Source organism: Desulfomicrobium macestii (assembly GCF_014873765.1).
Classification (GTDB): Bacteria; Desulfobacterota; Desulfovibrionia; order Desulfovibrionales; family Desulfomicrobiaceae; genus Desulfomicrobium; species Desulfomicrobium macestii.
Genome location: NZ_JADBGG010000011.1, coordinates 40,707 through 54,865, shown reverse-complemented (window position 1 = coordinate 54,865; position 14,159 = coordinate 40,707). Strand labels below are relative to the sequence as shown.

At 50.7% G+C, this 14,159-nt stretch carries 25 protein-coding genes; all 25 read right to left on the bottom strand.

The annotated features are described in order from the left end of the window. Positions 1 to 5: 5 nt before the first annotated feature. The 25 genes from map to fusA are packed head-to-tail and all read right to left on the bottom strand — an operon-like array spanning position 6 to position 14,148. Positions 6 to 770 carry a type I methionyl aminopeptidase gene (gene map, locus H4684_RS08860; RefSeq protein WP_192623475.1) on the bottom strand — a complete coding sequence of 255 codons (765 nt, stop codon included), beginning with the start codon at positions 768 to 770 and terminating at the stop codon, positions 6 to 8. Continuing rightward, entirely contained in the window at positions 767 to 2,050 is a 1,284-nt protein-coding gene (gene secY, locus H4684_RS08855) for a preprotein translocase subunit SecY (RefSeq protein WP_218143780.1), read from the bottom strand. The genes map and secY overlap by 4 nt, the downstream gene beginning before the upstream one ends. Positions 2,051 to 2,084: 34 nt before the next feature. Beyond that, the gene (rplO, locus tag H4684_RS08850; protein WP_192623474.1) at positions 2,085 to 2,531 is read right to left on the bottom strand and encodes a 50S ribosomal protein L15; all 447 of its coding nucleotides are present in this window, start codon (positions 2,529 to 2,531) and stop codon (positions 2,085 to 2,087) included. Beyond that, on the bottom strand, positions 2,531 to 2,701 hold the full coding sequence (rpmD, locus tag H4684_RS08845) for a 50S ribosomal protein L30 (RefSeq protein ID WP_092190641.1): 171 nt from the start codon (positions 2,699 to 2,701) through the stop codon (positions 2,531 to 2,533). The genes rplO and rpmD overlap by 1 nt, the downstream gene beginning before the upstream one ends. Positions 2,702 to 2,709: 8 nt before the next feature. After that, on the bottom strand, positions 2,710 to 3,201 hold the full coding sequence (gene rpsE, locus H4684_RS08840; protein WP_015774922.1) for a 30S ribosomal protein S5: 492 nt from the start codon (positions 3,199 to 3,201) through the stop codon (positions 2,710 to 2,712). A gap of 12 nt (positions 3,202 to 3,213) precedes the next feature. Beyond that, entirely contained in the window at positions 3,214 to 3,567 is a 354-nt protein-coding gene (gene rplR / locus H4684_RS08835; RefSeq protein WP_192623473.1) for a 50S ribosomal protein L18, read from the bottom strand. 8 nt (positions 3,568 to 3,575) lie between these two features. Next, positions 3,576 to 4,115 (bottom strand): 50S ribosomal protein L6, encoded by a 540-nt coding sequence (gene rplF / locus H4684_RS08830; RefSeq protein ID WP_092190639.1) that lies wholly within the window; start codon positions 4,113 to 4,115, stop codon positions 3,576 to 3,578. A gap of 9 nt (positions 4,116 to 4,124) precedes the next feature. Beyond that, positions 4,125 to 4,508, bottom strand: a complete 384-nt coding sequence (gene rpsH / locus H4684_RS08825) for a 30S ribosomal protein S8 (RefSeq protein WP_015774925.1) — start codon at positions 4,506 to 4,508, stop codon at positions 4,125 to 4,127. Between the two features lie 13 nt (positions 4,509 to 4,521). Next, the gene (locus H4684_RS08820; protein WP_015774926.1) at positions 4,522 to 4,707 is read right to left on the bottom strand and encodes a type Z 30S ribosomal protein S14; all 186 of its coding nucleotides are present in this window, start codon (positions 4,705 to 4,707) and stop codon (positions 4,522 to 4,524) included. A gap of 13 nt (positions 4,708 to 4,720) precedes the next feature. Beyond that, a complete protein-coding gene (gene rplE, locus H4684_RS08815; protein WP_092190637.1) occupies positions 4,721 to 5,260 on the bottom strand; it encodes a 50S ribosomal protein L5 in 540 nt (179 codons plus the stop codon). Between the two features lie 9 nt (positions 5,261 to 5,269). Next, complete coding sequence (gene rplX, locus H4684_RS08810; RefSeq protein ID WP_092190635.1) at positions 5,270 to 5,599, bottom strand: 50S ribosomal protein L24; 330 nt, start codon at positions 5,597 to 5,599, stop codon at positions 5,270 to 5,272. A gap of 3 nt (positions 5,600 to 5,602) precedes the next feature. Next, positions 5,603 to 5,971, bottom strand: a complete 369-nt coding sequence (gene rplN, locus H4684_RS08805) for a 50S ribosomal protein L14 (RefSeq protein WP_015774929.1) — start codon at positions 5,969 to 5,971, stop codon at positions 5,603 to 5,605. An 11-nt stretch (positions 5,972 to 5,982) separates the two neighbouring features. Then, complete coding sequence (gene rpsQ, locus H4684_RS08800; RefSeq protein WP_015774930.1) at positions 5,983 to 6,249, bottom strand: 30S ribosomal protein S17; 267 nt, start codon at positions 6,247 to 6,249, stop codon at positions 5,983 to 5,985. Further along, on the bottom strand, positions 6,242 to 6,445 hold the full coding sequence (gene rpmC / locus H4684_RS08795) for a 50S ribosomal protein L29 (protein WP_015774931.1): 204 nt from the start codon (positions 6,443 to 6,445) through the stop codon (positions 6,242 to 6,244). Before rpmC ends, rpsQ begins: the two co-directional genes overlap by 8 nt. Before the next feature lie 6 nt (positions 6,446 to 6,451). Further along, on the bottom strand, positions 6,452 to 6,859 hold the full coding sequence (gene rplP / locus H4684_RS08790) for a 50S ribosomal protein L16 (protein ID WP_015774932.1): 408 nt from the start codon (positions 6,857 to 6,859) through the stop codon (positions 6,452 to 6,454). Continuing rightward, positions 6,859 to 7,497 (bottom strand): 30S ribosomal protein S3, encoded by a 639-nt coding sequence (rpsC, locus tag H4684_RS08785; protein ID WP_092190633.1) that lies wholly within the window; start codon positions 7,495 to 7,497, stop codon positions 6,859 to 6,861. The genes rplP and rpsC overlap by 1 nt, the downstream gene beginning before the upstream one ends. Before the next feature lie 12 nt (positions 7,498 to 7,509). Next, positions 7,510 to 7,842 (bottom strand): 50S ribosomal protein L22, encoded by a 333-nt coding sequence (gene rplV, locus H4684_RS08780; RefSeq protein WP_015774934.1) that lies wholly within the window; start codon positions 7,840 to 7,842, stop codon positions 7,510 to 7,512. Positions 7,843 to 7,856: 14 nt separating this feature from the next. Beyond that, entirely contained in the window at positions 7,857 to 8,129 is a 273-nt protein-coding gene (gene rpsS, locus H4684_RS08775) for a 30S ribosomal protein S19 (protein ID WP_092190630.1), read from the bottom strand. An 8-nt stretch (positions 8,130 to 8,137) separates the two neighbouring features. After that, entirely contained in the window at positions 8,138 to 8,968 is an 831-nt protein-coding gene (gene rplB / locus H4684_RS08770; RefSeq protein WP_092190628.1) for a 50S ribosomal protein L2, read from the bottom strand. Between the two features lie 2 nt (positions 8,969 to 8,970). Next, positions 8,971 to 9,261 (bottom strand): 50S ribosomal protein L23, encoded by a 291-nt coding sequence (rplW, locus tag H4684_RS08765; protein ID WP_015774937.1) that lies wholly within the window; start codon positions 9,259 to 9,261, stop codon positions 8,971 to 8,973. Next, positions 9,261 to 9,881: a 50S ribosomal protein L4 gene (gene rplD / locus H4684_RS08760; protein WP_092190626.1), complete on the bottom strand. Its 621-nt coding sequence runs from the start codon at positions 9,879 to 9,881 to the stop codon at positions 9,261 to 9,263. Before rplD ends, rplW begins: the two co-directional genes overlap by 1 nt. Positions 9,882 to 9,894: 13 nt before the next feature. Continuing rightward, on the bottom strand, positions 9,895 to 10,527 hold the full coding sequence (gene rplC, locus H4684_RS08755; protein WP_092190623.1) for a 50S ribosomal protein L3: 633 nt from the start codon (positions 10,525 to 10,527) through the stop codon (positions 9,895 to 9,897). Positions 10,528 to 10,545: 18 nt separating this feature from the next. Then, on the bottom strand, positions 10,546 to 10,854 hold the full coding sequence (rpsJ, locus tag H4684_RS08750; protein ID WP_015774940.1) for a 30S ribosomal protein S10: 309 nt from the start codon (positions 10,852 to 10,854) through the stop codon (positions 10,546 to 10,548). A gap of 15 nt (positions 10,855 to 10,869) precedes the next feature. Continuing rightward, complete coding sequence (gene tuf / locus H4684_RS08745) at positions 10,870 to 12,063, bottom strand: elongation factor Tu (RefSeq protein WP_092190599.1); 1,194 nt, start codon at positions 12,061 to 12,063, stop codon at positions 10,870 to 10,872. 15 nt (positions 12,064 to 12,078) lie between these two features. After that, positions 12,079 to 14,148, bottom strand: coding sequence for an elongation factor G (gene fusA / locus H4684_RS08740; protein ID WP_192623472.1), 2,070 nt, complete (start codon positions 14,146 to 14,148; stop codon positions 12,079 to 12,081). Positions 14,149 to 14,159 lie beyond the last annotated feature (11 nt).

The window sequence follows — 14,159 nt, the reverse complement described above, 5'->3', positions numbered from 1 at the left end:
CCAATTTACATTTGGCTGAGAATAAATGGTCCGTCCTTGGTGATGGCCACCGAATGTTCAAAATGAGCAGATAGGCTTCGATCTTTGGTTACTGCGGTCCAACCGTCGGAGAGGATTTCGACTTGGTCGGTACCAATTGCAACCATTGGCTCAATGGCAATCACCATTCCCGGCTTCAAAGGCAATCTTGAGCTATTCTTGGGCACGAAATTGGGGACTTCTGGCTTCTCATGAAGCATCCTGCCGATTCCATGACCAACAAATCGCTTTATAACGGAAAACCCTTGAGCCTCAACCCGTTCCTGTACAGCCCGTGAAACATCGTAAAGGTCATTTCCCGGAACGGCCTGCTCGATTCCCAATTTGAGGGAATCCAAGGTGACTTCCAGTAAATGGGCCGCGCCCTCACTGATGCTTCCTACAGGAAAGGTCCTTGCGGTATCTCCGTAAAAACCCTGAAACTTAACGCCAAAATCAATGGATACTATGTCACCCTCAAGAAGTTCTCGCTTGGACGGAAATCCATGCACGATCTCTTCGTTGACGGAGCAGCAAAGGGCATATGGGAATCCCAGATAGCCCTTGAATGCTGGAATAACATCAAAAGCAGCGCACAGCTCTATAGCTTTTTCTTCCAATTCCCAGGTCGTTACTCCGGGGGCAACCAAGCAGCCAACTTCATCGAGAACGTTGGCCGCTATCCGGTTGGCTTCTCGCATGACGGCAATTTCCTGCGTATTTTTCAGGAAAATGCCCCTATGTTTTTTCAACCTTGCCTGCCCTTGATTTTTGCCTTGGCAAGCAGGCCGTCATATCGTCCCGAAATGAGATGCGACTGCACCTGGGACATGGTGTCCATGGCCACACCGACAACGATCAGCAAGGATGTTCCACCGTAATAAAAGGGGACATTGAACTGCTTCATAAGGACCATGGGCAAAACACAGACGAGCGAGATATACAAAGCGCCCCATAAAGTCAAACGGGTCAAAACCTTGTCGATATACTCGTTCGTCTTGAACCCAGGGCGAATGCCAGGGACAAAAGCCCCTTGTTTCTTTAGATTTTCGGAAATTTCCTTGGGATCAAAAACAATCGCCGTATAAAAAAAGCAGAAAAATACGATGAATGCAACGAAACAAATATTGTAAATGATTGAATCTGGCCTGAAATAATCAGACATCTTGTTCAATATTTCAACATTTGAAAAGTTGGCTATCGTCGCGGGAAACATCAGGATCGAAGATGCGAAAATGGGCGGGATGACTCCAGCCGTATTTATCCGCAACGGCAGATGACTCGTCTGCCCTCCATACATTTTCCGTCCGACCATTCGTTTGGCGTAATGGATGGGAATCCTGCGCTGCGCACGCTCCATGAAGGTGATGCCTACCAGAACCCCAGCCATGACAACGACAACCAGCAGTACCGTAAAAAGGGAGACGTCACCGGCCGTGAAAAGCCGGTAGGACTTCCCGATACCGCTGGGCAGACCGGAGATGATACCAGCGCAGATGATCAGGCTGATACCGTTGCCGATCCCCTTCTCCGTGATTTTTTCCCCCAGCCACATGATGAACACAGTGCCTGCGGTAAGAGTCAGAACGGTGATGAACCGAAATCCCCATCCCGGCATGTAAACAATGGAAGCCCCAGTGGGGCTTGTCATCGTTTCAACACCAATGGAGATTCCAAGACCCTGAATCACGGATATCAACACCGTTCCATATCGCGTATACTGGGTAATTTTCTTCTTTCCCGCAGCGCCTTCTTCCTTGCTCAGCCTTTTGAGTTCAGGGCTGACCACGGTCAAAAGCTGCAGGATAATCGAAGCGGAGATGTAAGGCATAATCCCAAGTGCAAATATGGACAGATTCATCAAGCCGCCGCCCGAAAACATATCGAACAGCCCAAAAAGGGTATTTTGTGCGTTGGCAAAAAAATCTGCTAGAGCATTCCCGTCAACACCTGGTATCGGCAGATGAACACCTACTCGGAAAACAGCCAACAGGAGAAAAGTCCATAAAAACTTGCTTTTCAGCTCTGACATACCCGTGTTTGCGCCTTTGGATATACTCACATTACTATCCTTCGATCGAAATGGCTTCGCCACCTGCTGCAGTGATTTTTTCCACAGCCTGCTTGCTGAACTTGTGAGCAGTGATCTTGAGCGCCTTGACAGCTTCACCGTCGCCAAGAATCTTGATCGGCTGATCGCGATCAACAAGACCGGACAGATACAAATCTTCGATCAGCACTTCGGCCTTATCTGCAAAGGCGGAATAAACGGTCGAGAGATTGAGGGTCTGGTAGCTGACGCGAAAAGGGTTCTTGAAGCCGCGCTTCGGCAGTCTGCGATAAAGGGGCATCTGGCCGCCTTCAAACCCTGCGCGTACACCGCCACCAGTGCGGGCATTCTGACCCTTGTGACCTTTGCCTGAAGTTCCGCCCTGGCCCGAAGCAGTGCCGCGGCCCAATCTTTTCACCTTGGCGCGTTCCTCGGGATATGGATACAATTCATGCAGGTTCATTATTGAATAACCTCTACAAGATGCTTGACTTTATTGATCATCCCTCGAACACATTCATTGTCGGGAAGAGTGCGGACCTGGTTGAGCTTGGTAAAACCAAGAGCCTTTACAGTTCTTTTCTGCACAGGGCTCTGGGTGATGAGGCTCTTAGTCAGTTTGATCTTAATCATAACTTCACCTATTTTCTCTTGATGGTGAGAGTTTTGCCTCTCATCCGTCCGACGAGTTCGGCGCTGCGCAGGGAGCGAAGTCCGGCGAATGTAGCGCGAAGCACATTGTGAGGATTGTTCGTTCCAATGGCCTTGGTCAGGATGTCATGAACGCCAGCGGCTTCCATGACGGCACGGACGGGCCCGCCGGCAATGATCCCGGTACCTGCCGAGGCAGGTTTGAGCATCACGTGACCTGCGCCAAAATTCCCCAATACTTCGTAAGGGATGGTACCATCGAGAAGTTCAACCTTCTGCATATCCTTGCGAGCCCTGTCGGTGGCCTTCTTGATGGCATCGGGAACCTGGTTGGCCTTACCAAGGCCAAACCCAACCGTTCCCTTTCCGTCACCGACAACGACTAATGCGCTGAAGCTGAATCGACGGCCACCCTTGACAACTTTGGCGACGCGATTGAGATAGACAATTTTCTCAATGAGTTCAAATTCGTTTTGTTGCATGGATGTCCTCGATTAAAAATTTAAGCCGCCTTCTCGGGCTCCATCGGCAACGGCTTTGATCCGGCCATGGTATACGAAGCCGTTGCGATCAAAGACCACGGAAGTGATGCTCTTCTTGATCGCTTCTTCGGCAACCTTCTTTCCTACCAGCTTGGCATTCTCGACAGTCAGACGAATATTGTCGCCTTCGAGGCTCAGTGTTGAAGCGGATGCCAATGTTGCGCCAGCCAAGTCGTCAATTATCTGCGCGTAAATATGCTTGCTGGAGCGAAAAACAACAAGTCTAGGCCTATCAGGCGTACCGTTGATCTTTTTACGAATCCGCATTTTGCGTTTTTTACGGGCTTCATCTCTTGATAATTTCATAGCTTATCCTATTTCTTGCCACCGGATTTGCCGGCCTTGCGACGGATAGTCTCATCAGTATATTTGATACCCTTGCCCTTATAGGGCTCAGGCGGACGAACCCGGCGAATCTGAGCCGCGACTTCGCCGACAGCCTGCTTGTCACATCCGGAGATGGTAAGCTTGCTGCCTTCGGCCTTGGCCTGAATTCCGGCGGGCAACGCAAAGTTGACCGGATGAGAAAAGCCGACATTCAGCACTACGGTATTGCCCTGAACGTTAACCTTGTAACCAACGCCAATGACTTCGAGAGTCTTCTCGAATCCGCTGGTGACGCCGGTCACGGCATTGGCAAGCAGTGTTCTCCGCAAGCCATGCTGCTGGCGAGCGATCCGGCTGTCGTCAACAGGATTAACGGAAACCGTATTATTGTCGACACTGACTGCGATGGCAGGATGATTGGCAAGAGTAAGAACCCCCTTGGGTCCTTTCACTTCAATCCCGCTTTCCGCGATTTTGAGATCAACACCACCAGGGATGCTGATCGGCATTTTTCCTACTCGAGACATAGCGATCTCCTACCAAATCTCACAAAGAAGTTCGCCGCCAACGCCGATTTCGGCAGCCTGTTTTCCCTCGAGCACACCCTTGGAGGTGGACAAAATGCAAATTCCAAGACCATTTTGCACCGAAGGAATGCTCTTTGCACCCACATAAATACGACGACCCGGCTTGCTGATTCTCTTCAAGCCGGCAACGACAGCCTTATTTTCATGGTATTTCAAATTAACCAATAAGGCATCATTCTCAAGGGCATATCCATTGATATAGCCCTCTTCGTTCAATATTTTGAGCAGCGCCTCGCGGGTGCGGCTGGGAGTAATAGAAACAGTTGAATGCATAGCTTTGTATGCATTACGAATTCGAGTCAATAAATCTGCAATAGGATCTATGACAGACATGAGCGTACCTCATTTACCAGCTAGATTTTCTTACGCCAGGCAGTTCACCGGCAAGGGCCATATTCCTGAAGCAGATTCTGCAAATGCCGAACTTGCGCATGAAGGCTCTGGGCCGACCGCAAATGGGACATCTGTTATACTGGCGTGTGGAAAATTTGGGCTTCCGCTGAGCCTTGACCATCAAAGATGTACGAGTCAAGTTACACTCCTCCTTACTTCTTGAAGGGCATTCCAAGAAGCTTCAAAAGCATCTTGCCTTCTTTGTCAGTCTGGGCAGTAGTTATAACAGAAATATTCATACCCACTGCTTTTTCGATCCTATCAATCTCGATTTCGGGAAAGATAGTATGTTCCTTAATGCCAAGGGTATAATTTCCGCGGCCATCAAAACCTCTGTCCGGTACTCCCCGGAAGTCGCGGACTCTGGGAAGCGCAATGGTCAAAAGCTTCTCCAGAAAAGCCCACATTCTGTCTCCTCGAAGCGATACCCGGCAGCCTACAGGCATTCCCTCACGCAGCTTGAACGCAGCGATGGATTTCTTTGCCCGTGTTACAACGGCCCGCTGACCAGCAATCAGAGACAAATCGCGTACAGAATCCTGTATGATTTTGTTATTCTGGCTACCTTCACCCAGTCCCATATTCAATGAGACACATTTAATCGAAGGAATCTGCATCACTGACGTGTAGTTGAATTCCTTCGAGAGTTCAGGAGCGACTTTATCTTTGTAGATCTTTATGAGACTACTCATTGCTGCACCTTAACTGATCGTTTCATTGCATTTTTTGCAATAACGAACTTTCTTGTTATCGTCAGTAAACTTATAACCAACTCTTGTCGGCTTTGAGCAAGCGTTGCACACCAACTGAACGTTAGAAACGTCAACAGGCATTTCCTTCTCAACGATTCCGCCAGGCTGGTTGTTATAAGGATTAGGCTTGGTGTGTTTTTTCACCATATTAGCCTTCTCGACAATAACCTGTTTTTTGCTGCGAAGAATTTTGACAACCTTGCCGATCTTACCTTTGTCTTTTCCGACAAGAATCATCACATTGTCATCTTTGTGAATTTTCCAGACATGAGTAGACATAGATTACAACACCTCTGGGGCTAAAGATACAATCTTCATAAAGTTCTTTGCCCGCAATTCACGTGCAACAGGCCCAAAAATACGAGTGCCCATCGGCTCAAGGTTCTTATTCAACATAACTGCTGAATTATTGTCGAAACGGATAAAAGTACCATCGGGTCGGCCGATCTCTTTTGTTGTTCTTACAACTACTGCCTGGAGAACATCGCCCTTTTTGACTTTTCCATGAGGAATCGCTTCTTTGACGGACACCATGATGATGTCCCCAACACGAGCGTAACGCCTCTTGCTTCCGCCTAGCACCTTGATGCAGGCAACCTTCTTGGCTCCGGAATTGTCTGCGACATCCAAAGTCGTCTGCATTTGAATCATTTTACAATCCCCTACAAAGCTCTTTCAATGATTTTCATCAGATGCCAATTCTTCCGCGCACTCAAAGGACGGGACTCGACGATCTGAACTTTATCCCCAATGTGACATTCATTGTTGGGGTCATGAGCCATGAATTTCTTTCTGCGGCGGATATATTTTTTAAGAACAGGATGTTTGACCAGTGTTTCGACACGCACGACAATGGTCTTGTCGTTCTTATCGCTCACTACGAAGCCAACAAGAGTTCTCTTGTTTGATGTCTTTCCGCTGTTACTCATCACCTGTCTCCATGTCCTTCGCTTTCAAAATCGTCAAAATCCGAGCTATGGATTTCTTAACAAGCGGTATTCTCTGACTATTTTCAAGCTGCGCGGTTGCATGCTGAAAACGAAGATTCATCAATTCCTTACGAAATTCACCAAGTTTAACCTGGAGCTTCTCAGGACCCAATTCCCGTAATTGTTGAGCATTCATCCTGTCTTACTCCTTTTCGACTATGGTAGTCTTTATAGGCAGCTTGTAGGCAGCTCTCTGCAATGCTTCTTTAGCCAGTTCGAAGTCGACACCCTTGATTTCATAAAGGATGCGGCCTCTCTGAACTGGTGCGCACCAACCGACTGGCGAGCCCTTACCTTTACCTTGACGAACTTCCAAGGGTTTGGCCGTGATCGTCTTGTCGGGAAAAATACGAATGAAAACCTTACCGCCTCTTTTAATGTGTCGCATCATCGCGATACGGGCGGCTTCAATTTGCTGACTCGTGAGTTTTCCGCATTCCATAGCCTTCAAACCGATTTCACCAAAAGCAACCGTGGTCGCGCGTCCTGCAAGACCGCGAATACGACCCTTCTGCTGCTTCCGAAATTTGACCTTTTTAGGACTCAGCATCAGCTATCTACCTCGCTCAGGATCTCACCCTTGAACACCCATACCTTTACGCCAATGATCCCATAAGTGGTCTTGGCAAGTGCAACACCGTAATCGATGTCGGCACGTAAGGTATGCAAAGGCACACGACCCTCTCTCGCCCATTCCGTACGAGCGATTTCCGCTCCACCAAGACGGCCGCCACACTGGACCTTGATCCCGAGTGCGCCGAACTTCTGGGCCATGCCCAGTGTCTTCTTGATGGCACGACGAAAAGCTACCCGACGCTCAAGCTGCTGCGCAATGGATTCCGCAACGAGCTGTGCATCTGTTTCCGGGCGGCGGATTTCGTTGACCTCTATCACAAACTCACGAGCGAACTTGCTTTTGAGTTCAGCCCGCAACTTTTCAATTTCAACGCCCTTTCGTCCGATAACAATACCGGGGCGTGCAGTGAAAAGTATCAGACGAACCTTGTCGGCAGCTCTCTCGATTTCAATCTTGGAAATACCGGCGTGAAACAGCTTTTCCTTTACATATTTCCGAAGCTTACTGTCTTCGAAAACATACTCAGCATATTTCTTGTCGCTGAACCAACGGGACTTCCAGTTTTTATTGTATCCCAAACGGAATCCGTAAGGATGAACTTTATGACCCAAAGCACTGCCCTCCTAGAGTTCATCGACAACCACAGTGATGTGGCTGCTGCGCTTGATAATTCTGTAAGCCCGGCCCATTGCCCTCGATTGAATCCGCTTCCAGCTCGGGCCGCCATCTATGCGAACTTCCTTCACATAGAGGTTGTCGACGTTGAGCTTGGAATTGTGTTCAGCGTTGGCAATTGCAGTCGTCAGAACCTTCTCAATCAGACGGGCAGCTTTCTTGGGGGTGAATTTCAGGACATTCAACGCATCTTCCACGTGTTTACCGGTCACGTTACGTGCGACCAACCTGGCTTTCTGCGGGGAAACGCGTATAAACTTGGCAACTGATCTTGTTTCCATTTGAAACTTCCTGTCTATTTCTTCTTCTTATCAGCAGCGTGGCCAAAATAAGTCCTGGTGGGTGCAAATTCACCAAGTTTGTGTCCGACCATATTCTCGGAGACAAACACCGGGATAAATTTCTTTCCATTATGAACTGCAAAGGTAAGTCCGACCATCTCTGGTAAAATCGTAGACCGGCGAGACCAAGTCTTGATCACCTGACGGCTTCTATCAGTGTGGGATTTTTCCACCTTGTTAAGCAGATGGCCATCCACGAAAGGGCCTTTTTTCAGAGACCTAGGCATAGAAACTCCTACTTACTTCCACGGCGTTTTACGATTAACTTGGACGAAGGCTTCTTCGGTGAACGAGTCTTATATCCCTTGGTGGGTTTACCCCACGGGGTAACGGGATGACGTCCGCCAGAACTTCTGCCCTCGCCACCACCCAACGGGTGATCGACGGGGTTCATCGCTACGCCACGAACCTTGGGGCGCTTGCCGAGCCAACGATTACGTCCTGCTTTGCCGATGGAGACATTCTCATGCTCGATATTGCCAACCTGACCGACAGTTGCGATGTTGACGGCCAACACCTTACGAACTTCGCCGGAAGGCAATCTGAGCAGAGCGTACTTGTCTTCCTTGGCGATAACCTGGGCGTATGCTCCGGCAGAGCGGGCCAACTGGCCGCCACGTCCGGGGTACAGCTCAATGTTATGCACAAGGGTGCCAAGGGGAATGCGGGCCAGCGCCAAGGCATTGCCGGGCTTGATATCGGCCTTGTCGCCGGCAAGGATCTGATCGCCTACATTAAGTCCAAGCGGACAGATTATGTAACGCTTGTCGCCGTCAGCGTAATGCAGCAGAGCGATTCGCGCACTTCTGTTCGGGTCGTACTCAATAGTGGCTACCTTGGCCGGAACATCGATCTTGTTACGCTTAAAATCAATCAGGCGATACAAAGACTTGTTTCCACCGCCGCGGCGGCGCATGGTTACACGGCCGTTATTGTTACGACCGCTTTTTTTATTCAAACCCTTGGTCAGGGACTTCTCAGGGGTTGTACAAGTGATCTCATCAAACGTGAGAACAGTTTGCGACCTGCGTCCGGCAGATGTGGGTTTAAGCTTTCGAATTGCCATGATTACACCCCTTCAAAGAAATCAATCTTTTCGCCGGCGGCAAGAGATACGTACGCTTTCTTGTATCCGCTGATCTTGCCTACCACGCGACCGAACTTCTTTCTCGTGCGCGGACGGTAATTGACAATGTTCACAGCGGTGACTTTAACGTTGAATACGTTCTCAACTGCACGCTGCACGTCGATTTTGTTCGCGGCAGAATGAACAAAAAAAGCAACTTGATTCCCAAGTTCCTTAAGGCCCGTGGATTTTTCAGAAATCAACGGCCTGAGTAATACTTGCGTGCTTTCCATTATTTCAACCTCTCCTGCAGGGCCAAAACAGCACCCTGGTCCAGGACCATCTGGGGATACTTGAGGATTTCGTAAACATTGATCGACTGCGGATCCAACACGAGAATACCAGGAACGTTCCTGGCCGAAAGAGCAAGGTTGGTATCTTTTTCAGCAACAACAATCAAGGCTTTTTTCAACCCGAGGGTATCCTTGCAGGCCACGAAGTTCTTGGTTTTGATCTCATCGAACTGGAGCTTGTTGACGACAAGCATGTTCTCGGAGGTAAACCGCGAGGAGATGGCCATCTTCAGAGCAAGCTTGCGGATCTGCTTGTTGATCTTGAAACTGTAGTCACGGGCCTGAGGTCCGTGGATCACAGCGCCACTTCTCCAAAGAGGGGAACGGCTGGATCCGGCACGAGCCCGACCGGTGCCCTTCTGGCGCCACGGTTTCTTGCCACCGCCCCTGACGAGACCGCGGGTTTTGACACCTACGGTTCCGGAGCGAAGCTTCGCCAAATGAGATTTCACAGCCAGGTGAAGCACTTCGGGTCTTACTTCAACCTGGAAGATGTCATCGGCCAGGGAAATCTCGCCGACTTCCATCCTGTTTTGATCGTATACTTTCGCGTTTGCCATTATCTATACCCCTTTACTTCATCTTGCTGAGGACGACGATCCCCTGCTTGGGTCCTGGAACTTGGCCGCGTACAAGCACGACATTGTCTTCCGGGCGGACGTCCACAATCTCAAGATTGAGCATCGTGGCGGTCTTGTTTCCAAGCTGACCCGGCATTTTCTTTCCCTTGAAAACCTTGCTCGGCCATGCGCACTGGCCGATCGAGCCGGGCTTTCTGTGGACCTGTTCGTGTCCGTGTGATGCAGGAGCTCCGCCGAAATTCCAACGACGGATGACGCCTGCGAATCCGCGGCCCTTGGAGGTACCGGTAACGCGAATTTTTTCGCCGGGAGTGAACATTTCAACGGTCAGTTTCTGACCGACTTCATATTCATCAACGCTGCCAAGACGGATTTCCTTCAGCATTTTGTAAAAGCCACAATTTGCCTTTTGCTGATGGCCCTGCTCGGGTTTGGTCAGTCGATGTGCTGCCACTTCTTCAAAACCAACCTGTAAAGCGGTGTAACCGTCTTTTTCGCTGACCTTTTTTTCAATAACTGGGCAAGGACCGGCCTGAATGACCGTTACGGGGATGACGTTTCCGTCAGCACCATAGATTCTGGTCATACCGATTTTGCGCCCAACGATTCCCAAAGTCTTTTTCATGATAGCCTCTCGTTATCCCTACAGCTTGATTTCTACATCAACGCCAGCGGGAAGATTCAGCTTACCCAGAGCATCAACCGTCTGTTGGGTGGGTTCAAGAATGTCCAAAAGGCGTTTGTGTACACGCATTTCAAACTGTTCCCGAGATTTCTTGTCCACATGCACAGACTTCTGAACCGTCTGCTTGTGAATACGGGTCGGCAACGGAATGGGACCGGCAATAGATGCACCGGTATTACGTGCGGAATCGACAATCTCGGCTACAGCCTTATCCAGAATGCGGTAGTCGTACGCTCTCAATTTTATGCGAATTTTGTCACTGTTCATGATGACCTTGCCTCATTACTCCACAATTTCGGAAACAACACCAGCGCCAACGGTACGTCCACCTTCGCGGATAGCGAAGCGAAGACCCTTTTCCATGGCGATCGGGTTGATCAGATGCACATGGAAAGTCGTGTTGTCACCAGGCATGATCATTTCTACGCCTTCGTCCAGAGTCACCACACCGGTGATGTCTGTCGTACGGAAATAGAACTGAGGACGATAGCCGGAGAAGAAAGGTGTGTGACGGCCGCCTTCTTCCTTGCTCAGAACATACACTTCGGCAGAGAACTTCGTGTGCGGGGTGATGCTGCCCGGCTTGGCCAGAACCTGGCCACGCTCGACGTCGTCACGCTTGATACCGCGAAGCAGGGCGCCGATGTTGTCGCCGGCCTGGCCTTCGTCAAGAAGCTTGCGGAACATTTCAACACCGGTGCAAGTCGTCTTGCGGGTGTCGGTGATGCCGACGATCTCGACTTCCTCGCCAACGCGGACGATGCCGCGCTCAACACGACCGGTGACGACTGTGCCGCGACCGGAAATGGAGAACACGTCTTCGATGGGCATCAGGAAGGGCTTCTCGGTCTCACGGATCGGATCGGGAATGTATGCGTCGCAGGCGTCGAGCAGCTCGAGGATGCACTTGGCCTCATCGGTGTCGGCGCTGTCGCTCTCAAGAGCCTTCAGTGCGGAACCGCGGATGACAGGAACGTCATCGCCGGGGAACTCGTACTTGGACAGGAGTTCACGAACTTCCATGTCGACCAGTTCGATCAGCTCTTCGTCGTCAACCAGGTCAACCTTGTTCAGGAAAACCACGACATAGGGAACGCCGACCTGACGAGCGAGCAGGATGTGCTCACGAGTCTGGGGCATGGGACCGTCGGTGGCGGCGACAACGATAATCGCGCCGTCCATCTGGGCCGCGCCGGTGATCATGTTCTTGATGTAGTCGGCGTGACCGGGGCAATCCACGTGAGCGTAGTGACGCTTGGAGGTCTCGTACTCGACGTGCGCGGTGGCAATGGTGATACCGCGTTCCTTTTCTTCAGGAGCCTTGTCGATCTCATCGAACGCTACATAGGATCCACCGCCCTTGAGGCTCGCGATCTTGGTGATCGCGGCGGTCAACGTGGTCTTGCCATGGTCGATATGACCAATCGTACCAATATTGACGTGCGGCTTCTTTCTTTCAAATTTTTGCTTGGCCATTCTTCATCTCCATTCTCATTTCTTGGTCAATTCTTCAGCAAGACTTGCAGGGACGCGATCATAATGATCAAACAACATAGTGTATGTCGCACGACCTTGAGTTTTTGAACGCAGATCCGTTGCATAACCAAACATGCTACTAAGCGGCACGTTTGCGCGGATGATCTGCATCCCGTGTCGCATTTCAAGACTGACGATCCGACCACGACGGCCATTGAGGTCGCCCATGACATCGCCCATATAGTCGTCCGGAGTCAGTACTTCCACAAACATAATCGGCTCAAGTAGCACTGCGGCCGCTTTATGACACGCTTCTTTCACAGCCATGGAACCGGCAATGTAGAAAGCCTGCTCGGAAGAATCAACTTCATGATACGAGCCGTGAACCAATTCGACCTTGAGATCGACCATGGGAAAACCGGCAAGAACACCGTTGAGCAGAGCATCGCGGATGCCCTTGTCAACAGCGGGGATGTATTCCTTGGGAATTACACCGCCCACGATGCCGTTCACGAATTCATAACCGCCACCCGGCTCCTGAGGCGTGACCTTGATGACGATATGCGCATACTGACCACGACCGCCAGACTGCTTGGCGTATTTGAGATCTTTTTCCGCCGGCTTGGAAATGGTTTCACGATAGGCAACCTGAGGCTTGCCAACGTTGGCGTCGACCTTGAACTCACGGGTGAGGCGGTCAACAATGATCTCAAGGTGCAATTCACCCATTCCGGCAATAAGCGTCTGTCCGGTTTCTTCATTCGTCTTGACACGGAAGGAGGGATCTTCCTTGACCAGCTTCTGCAGGGCCTGCCCAAGGGCATCCCTGTCGGTCTTGGTCTTGGGTTCGATCGCGACTTCGATAACAGGCTCGGGAAAATCCATTGATTCAAGCAGGATTGCCCGCTTGAGATCGCACAGAGTTTCACCAGTGCTGGTCTGTTTCAGGCCGACTGCGGCAACGATGTCGCCCGCATAGGCTTCCTTGATGTCTTCGCGTTTGTTCGCATGCATCTTCAGCAAACGGCCAACACGTTCCTTTTTGCCTGAGGCGGCATTCAGAACCGTCGAACCGGTAACAAGCACGCCGGAATATACTCTCAGGAAGGTCAGGTGCCCAAAGAAGGGATCGGCCATGAGCTTGAACGCCAAGGCGCTGAGCGGCAGATCATCGGAACACTCACAAAGAACCTCTTCCTTGGTGTCAGGATCAACACCAACCATGGCCGGGACCTCTACCGGAGAAGGCAGATAATCCACAACGCAATCAAGCAGTGCCTGTACGCCCTTGTTCTTGAACGCTGAACCGCAAATCACCGGGCAAATTTTCATGCCTATGGTGGCGGAACGAATTCCCGCCATGATTTCTTCAGGCAGGAGCTCTTCTCCGCCCAAATACTTTTCAAGCAGGGTCTCATCTTCCTCGGCGATAGCCTCGACAAGATTCATGCGCCATTCATCAGCCAGATCCATCATTTCAGCCGGGATCTCGCGCTCGACAATTGTTTCGCCCTTGGAATCAGCGTCATAATAGAGAGCGACCTTGCGAACGAGGTCGATCTGCCCCAAAAAGTTCTCCTCTGCGCCGATGGGCAGGTGCAGCGGAACAGGCTTCGCCTTGAGACGATCCTTGATCATGTCGACAACCCGGTAGAAATCTGCTCCCGAGCGGTCCATCTTGTTTACAAAGGCGATCCGGGGAACCCGGTATCTGTCCGCCTGCCGCCATACAGTCTCGGACTGCGGCTCGACTCCACCAACAGCGCAAAAAACAGCAACAGCGCCATCAAGCACGCGCAGCGAACGCTCTACTTCAACGGTGAAATCCACGTGGCCGGGAGTATCGATGATGTTGATGCGGCAATTACGCCAATGACAGGTTGTCGCAGCAGAGGTGATCGTGATGCCACGCTCCTGCTCCTGCTCCATCCAGTCCATGGTCGCCTGGCCATCATGAACTTCTCCAAGTTTGTGAGAAACACCGGTGTAATATAATATACGTTCGGTAGTCGTGGTCTTGCCCGCATCGATGTGGGCCATGATACCGATATTGCGCTGATCTTTTATGGGAACACGTTTAGACACGGAAAGAACCT

Coding starts and splice junctions, on each gene's coding strand:
- rplB (WP_092190628.1), bottom strand. CDS start 8,968: ATGGCAATTCGAAAGCTTAAACCCACATCTGCCGGACGCAGGTCGCAA.
- rplC (WP_092190623.1), bottom strand. CDS start 10,527: ATGAAAAAGACTTTGGGAATCGTTGGGCGCAAAATCGGTATGACCAGA.
- rplX (WP_092190635.1), bottom strand. CDS start 5,599: ATGTCTACTCATGTCTGGAAAATTCACAAAGATGACAATGTGATGATT.
- rpsQ (WP_015774930.1), bottom strand. CDS start 6,249: ATGAGTAACAGCGGAAAGACATCAAACAAGAGAACTCTTGTTGGCTTC.
- rpsH (WP_015774925.1), bottom strand. CDS start 4,508: ATGTCTGTCATAGATCCTATTGCAGATTTATTGACTCGAATTCGTAAT.
- rpsJ (WP_015774940.1), bottom strand. CDS start 10,854: ATGAACAGTGACAAAATTCGCATAAAATTGAGAGCGTACGACTACCGC.
- rpmC (WP_015774931.1), bottom strand. CDS start 6,445: ATGAATGCTCAACAATTACGGGAATTGGGTCCTGAGAAGCTCCAGGTT.
- rpsS (WP_092190630.1), bottom strand. CDS start 8,129: ATGCCTAGGTCTCTGAAAAAAGGCCCTTTCGTGGATGGCCATCTGCTT.
- rplE (WP_092190637.1), bottom strand. CDS start 5,260: ATGAGTAGTCTCATAAAGATCTACAAAGATAAAGTCGCTCCTGAACTC.
- rplD (WP_092190626.1), bottom strand. CDS start 9,881: ATGGCAAACGCGAAAGTATACGATCAAAACAGGATGGAAGTCGGCGAG.
- rplW (WP_015774937.1), bottom strand. CDS start 9,261: ATGGAAAGCACGCAAGTATTACTCAGGCCGTTGATTTCTGAAAAATCC.
- tuf (WP_092190599.1), bottom strand. CDS start 12,063: ATGGCCAAGCAAAAATTTGAAAGAAAGAAGCCGCACGTCAATATTGGT.
- rpsE (WP_015774922.1), bottom strand. CDS start 3,201: ATGCAACAAAACGAATTTGAACTCATTGAGAAAATTGTCTATCTCAAT.
- rplN (WP_015774929.1), bottom strand. CDS start 5,971: ATGATTCAAATGCAGACGACTTTGGATGTCGCAGACAATTCCGGAGCC.
- rplV (WP_015774934.1), bottom strand. CDS start 7,842: ATGGAAACAAGATCAGTTGCCAAGTTTATACGCGTTTCCCCGCAGAAA.
- secY (WP_218143780.1), bottom strand. CDS start 2,050: ATGTCAGAGCTGAAAAGCAAGTTTTTATGGACTTTTCTCCTGTTGGCT.
- rpmD (WP_092190641.1), bottom strand. CDS start 2,701: ATGATTAAGATCAAACTGACTAAGAGCCTCATCACCCAGAGCCCTGTG.
- rplR (WP_192623473.1), bottom strand. CDS start 3,567: ATGAAATTATCAAGAGATGAAGCCCGTAAAAAACGCAAAATGCGGATT.
- rplP (WP_015774932.1), bottom strand. CDS start 6,859: ATGCTGAGTCCTAAAAAGGTCAAATTTCGGAAGCAGCAGAAGGGTCGT.
- rplF (WP_092190639.1), bottom strand. CDS start 4,115: ATGTCTCGAGTAGGAAAAATGCCGATCAGCATCCCTGGTGGTGTTGAT.
- rplO (WP_192623474.1), bottom strand. CDS start 2,531: ATGAACCTGCATGAATTGTATCCATATCCCGAGGAACGCGCCAAGGTG.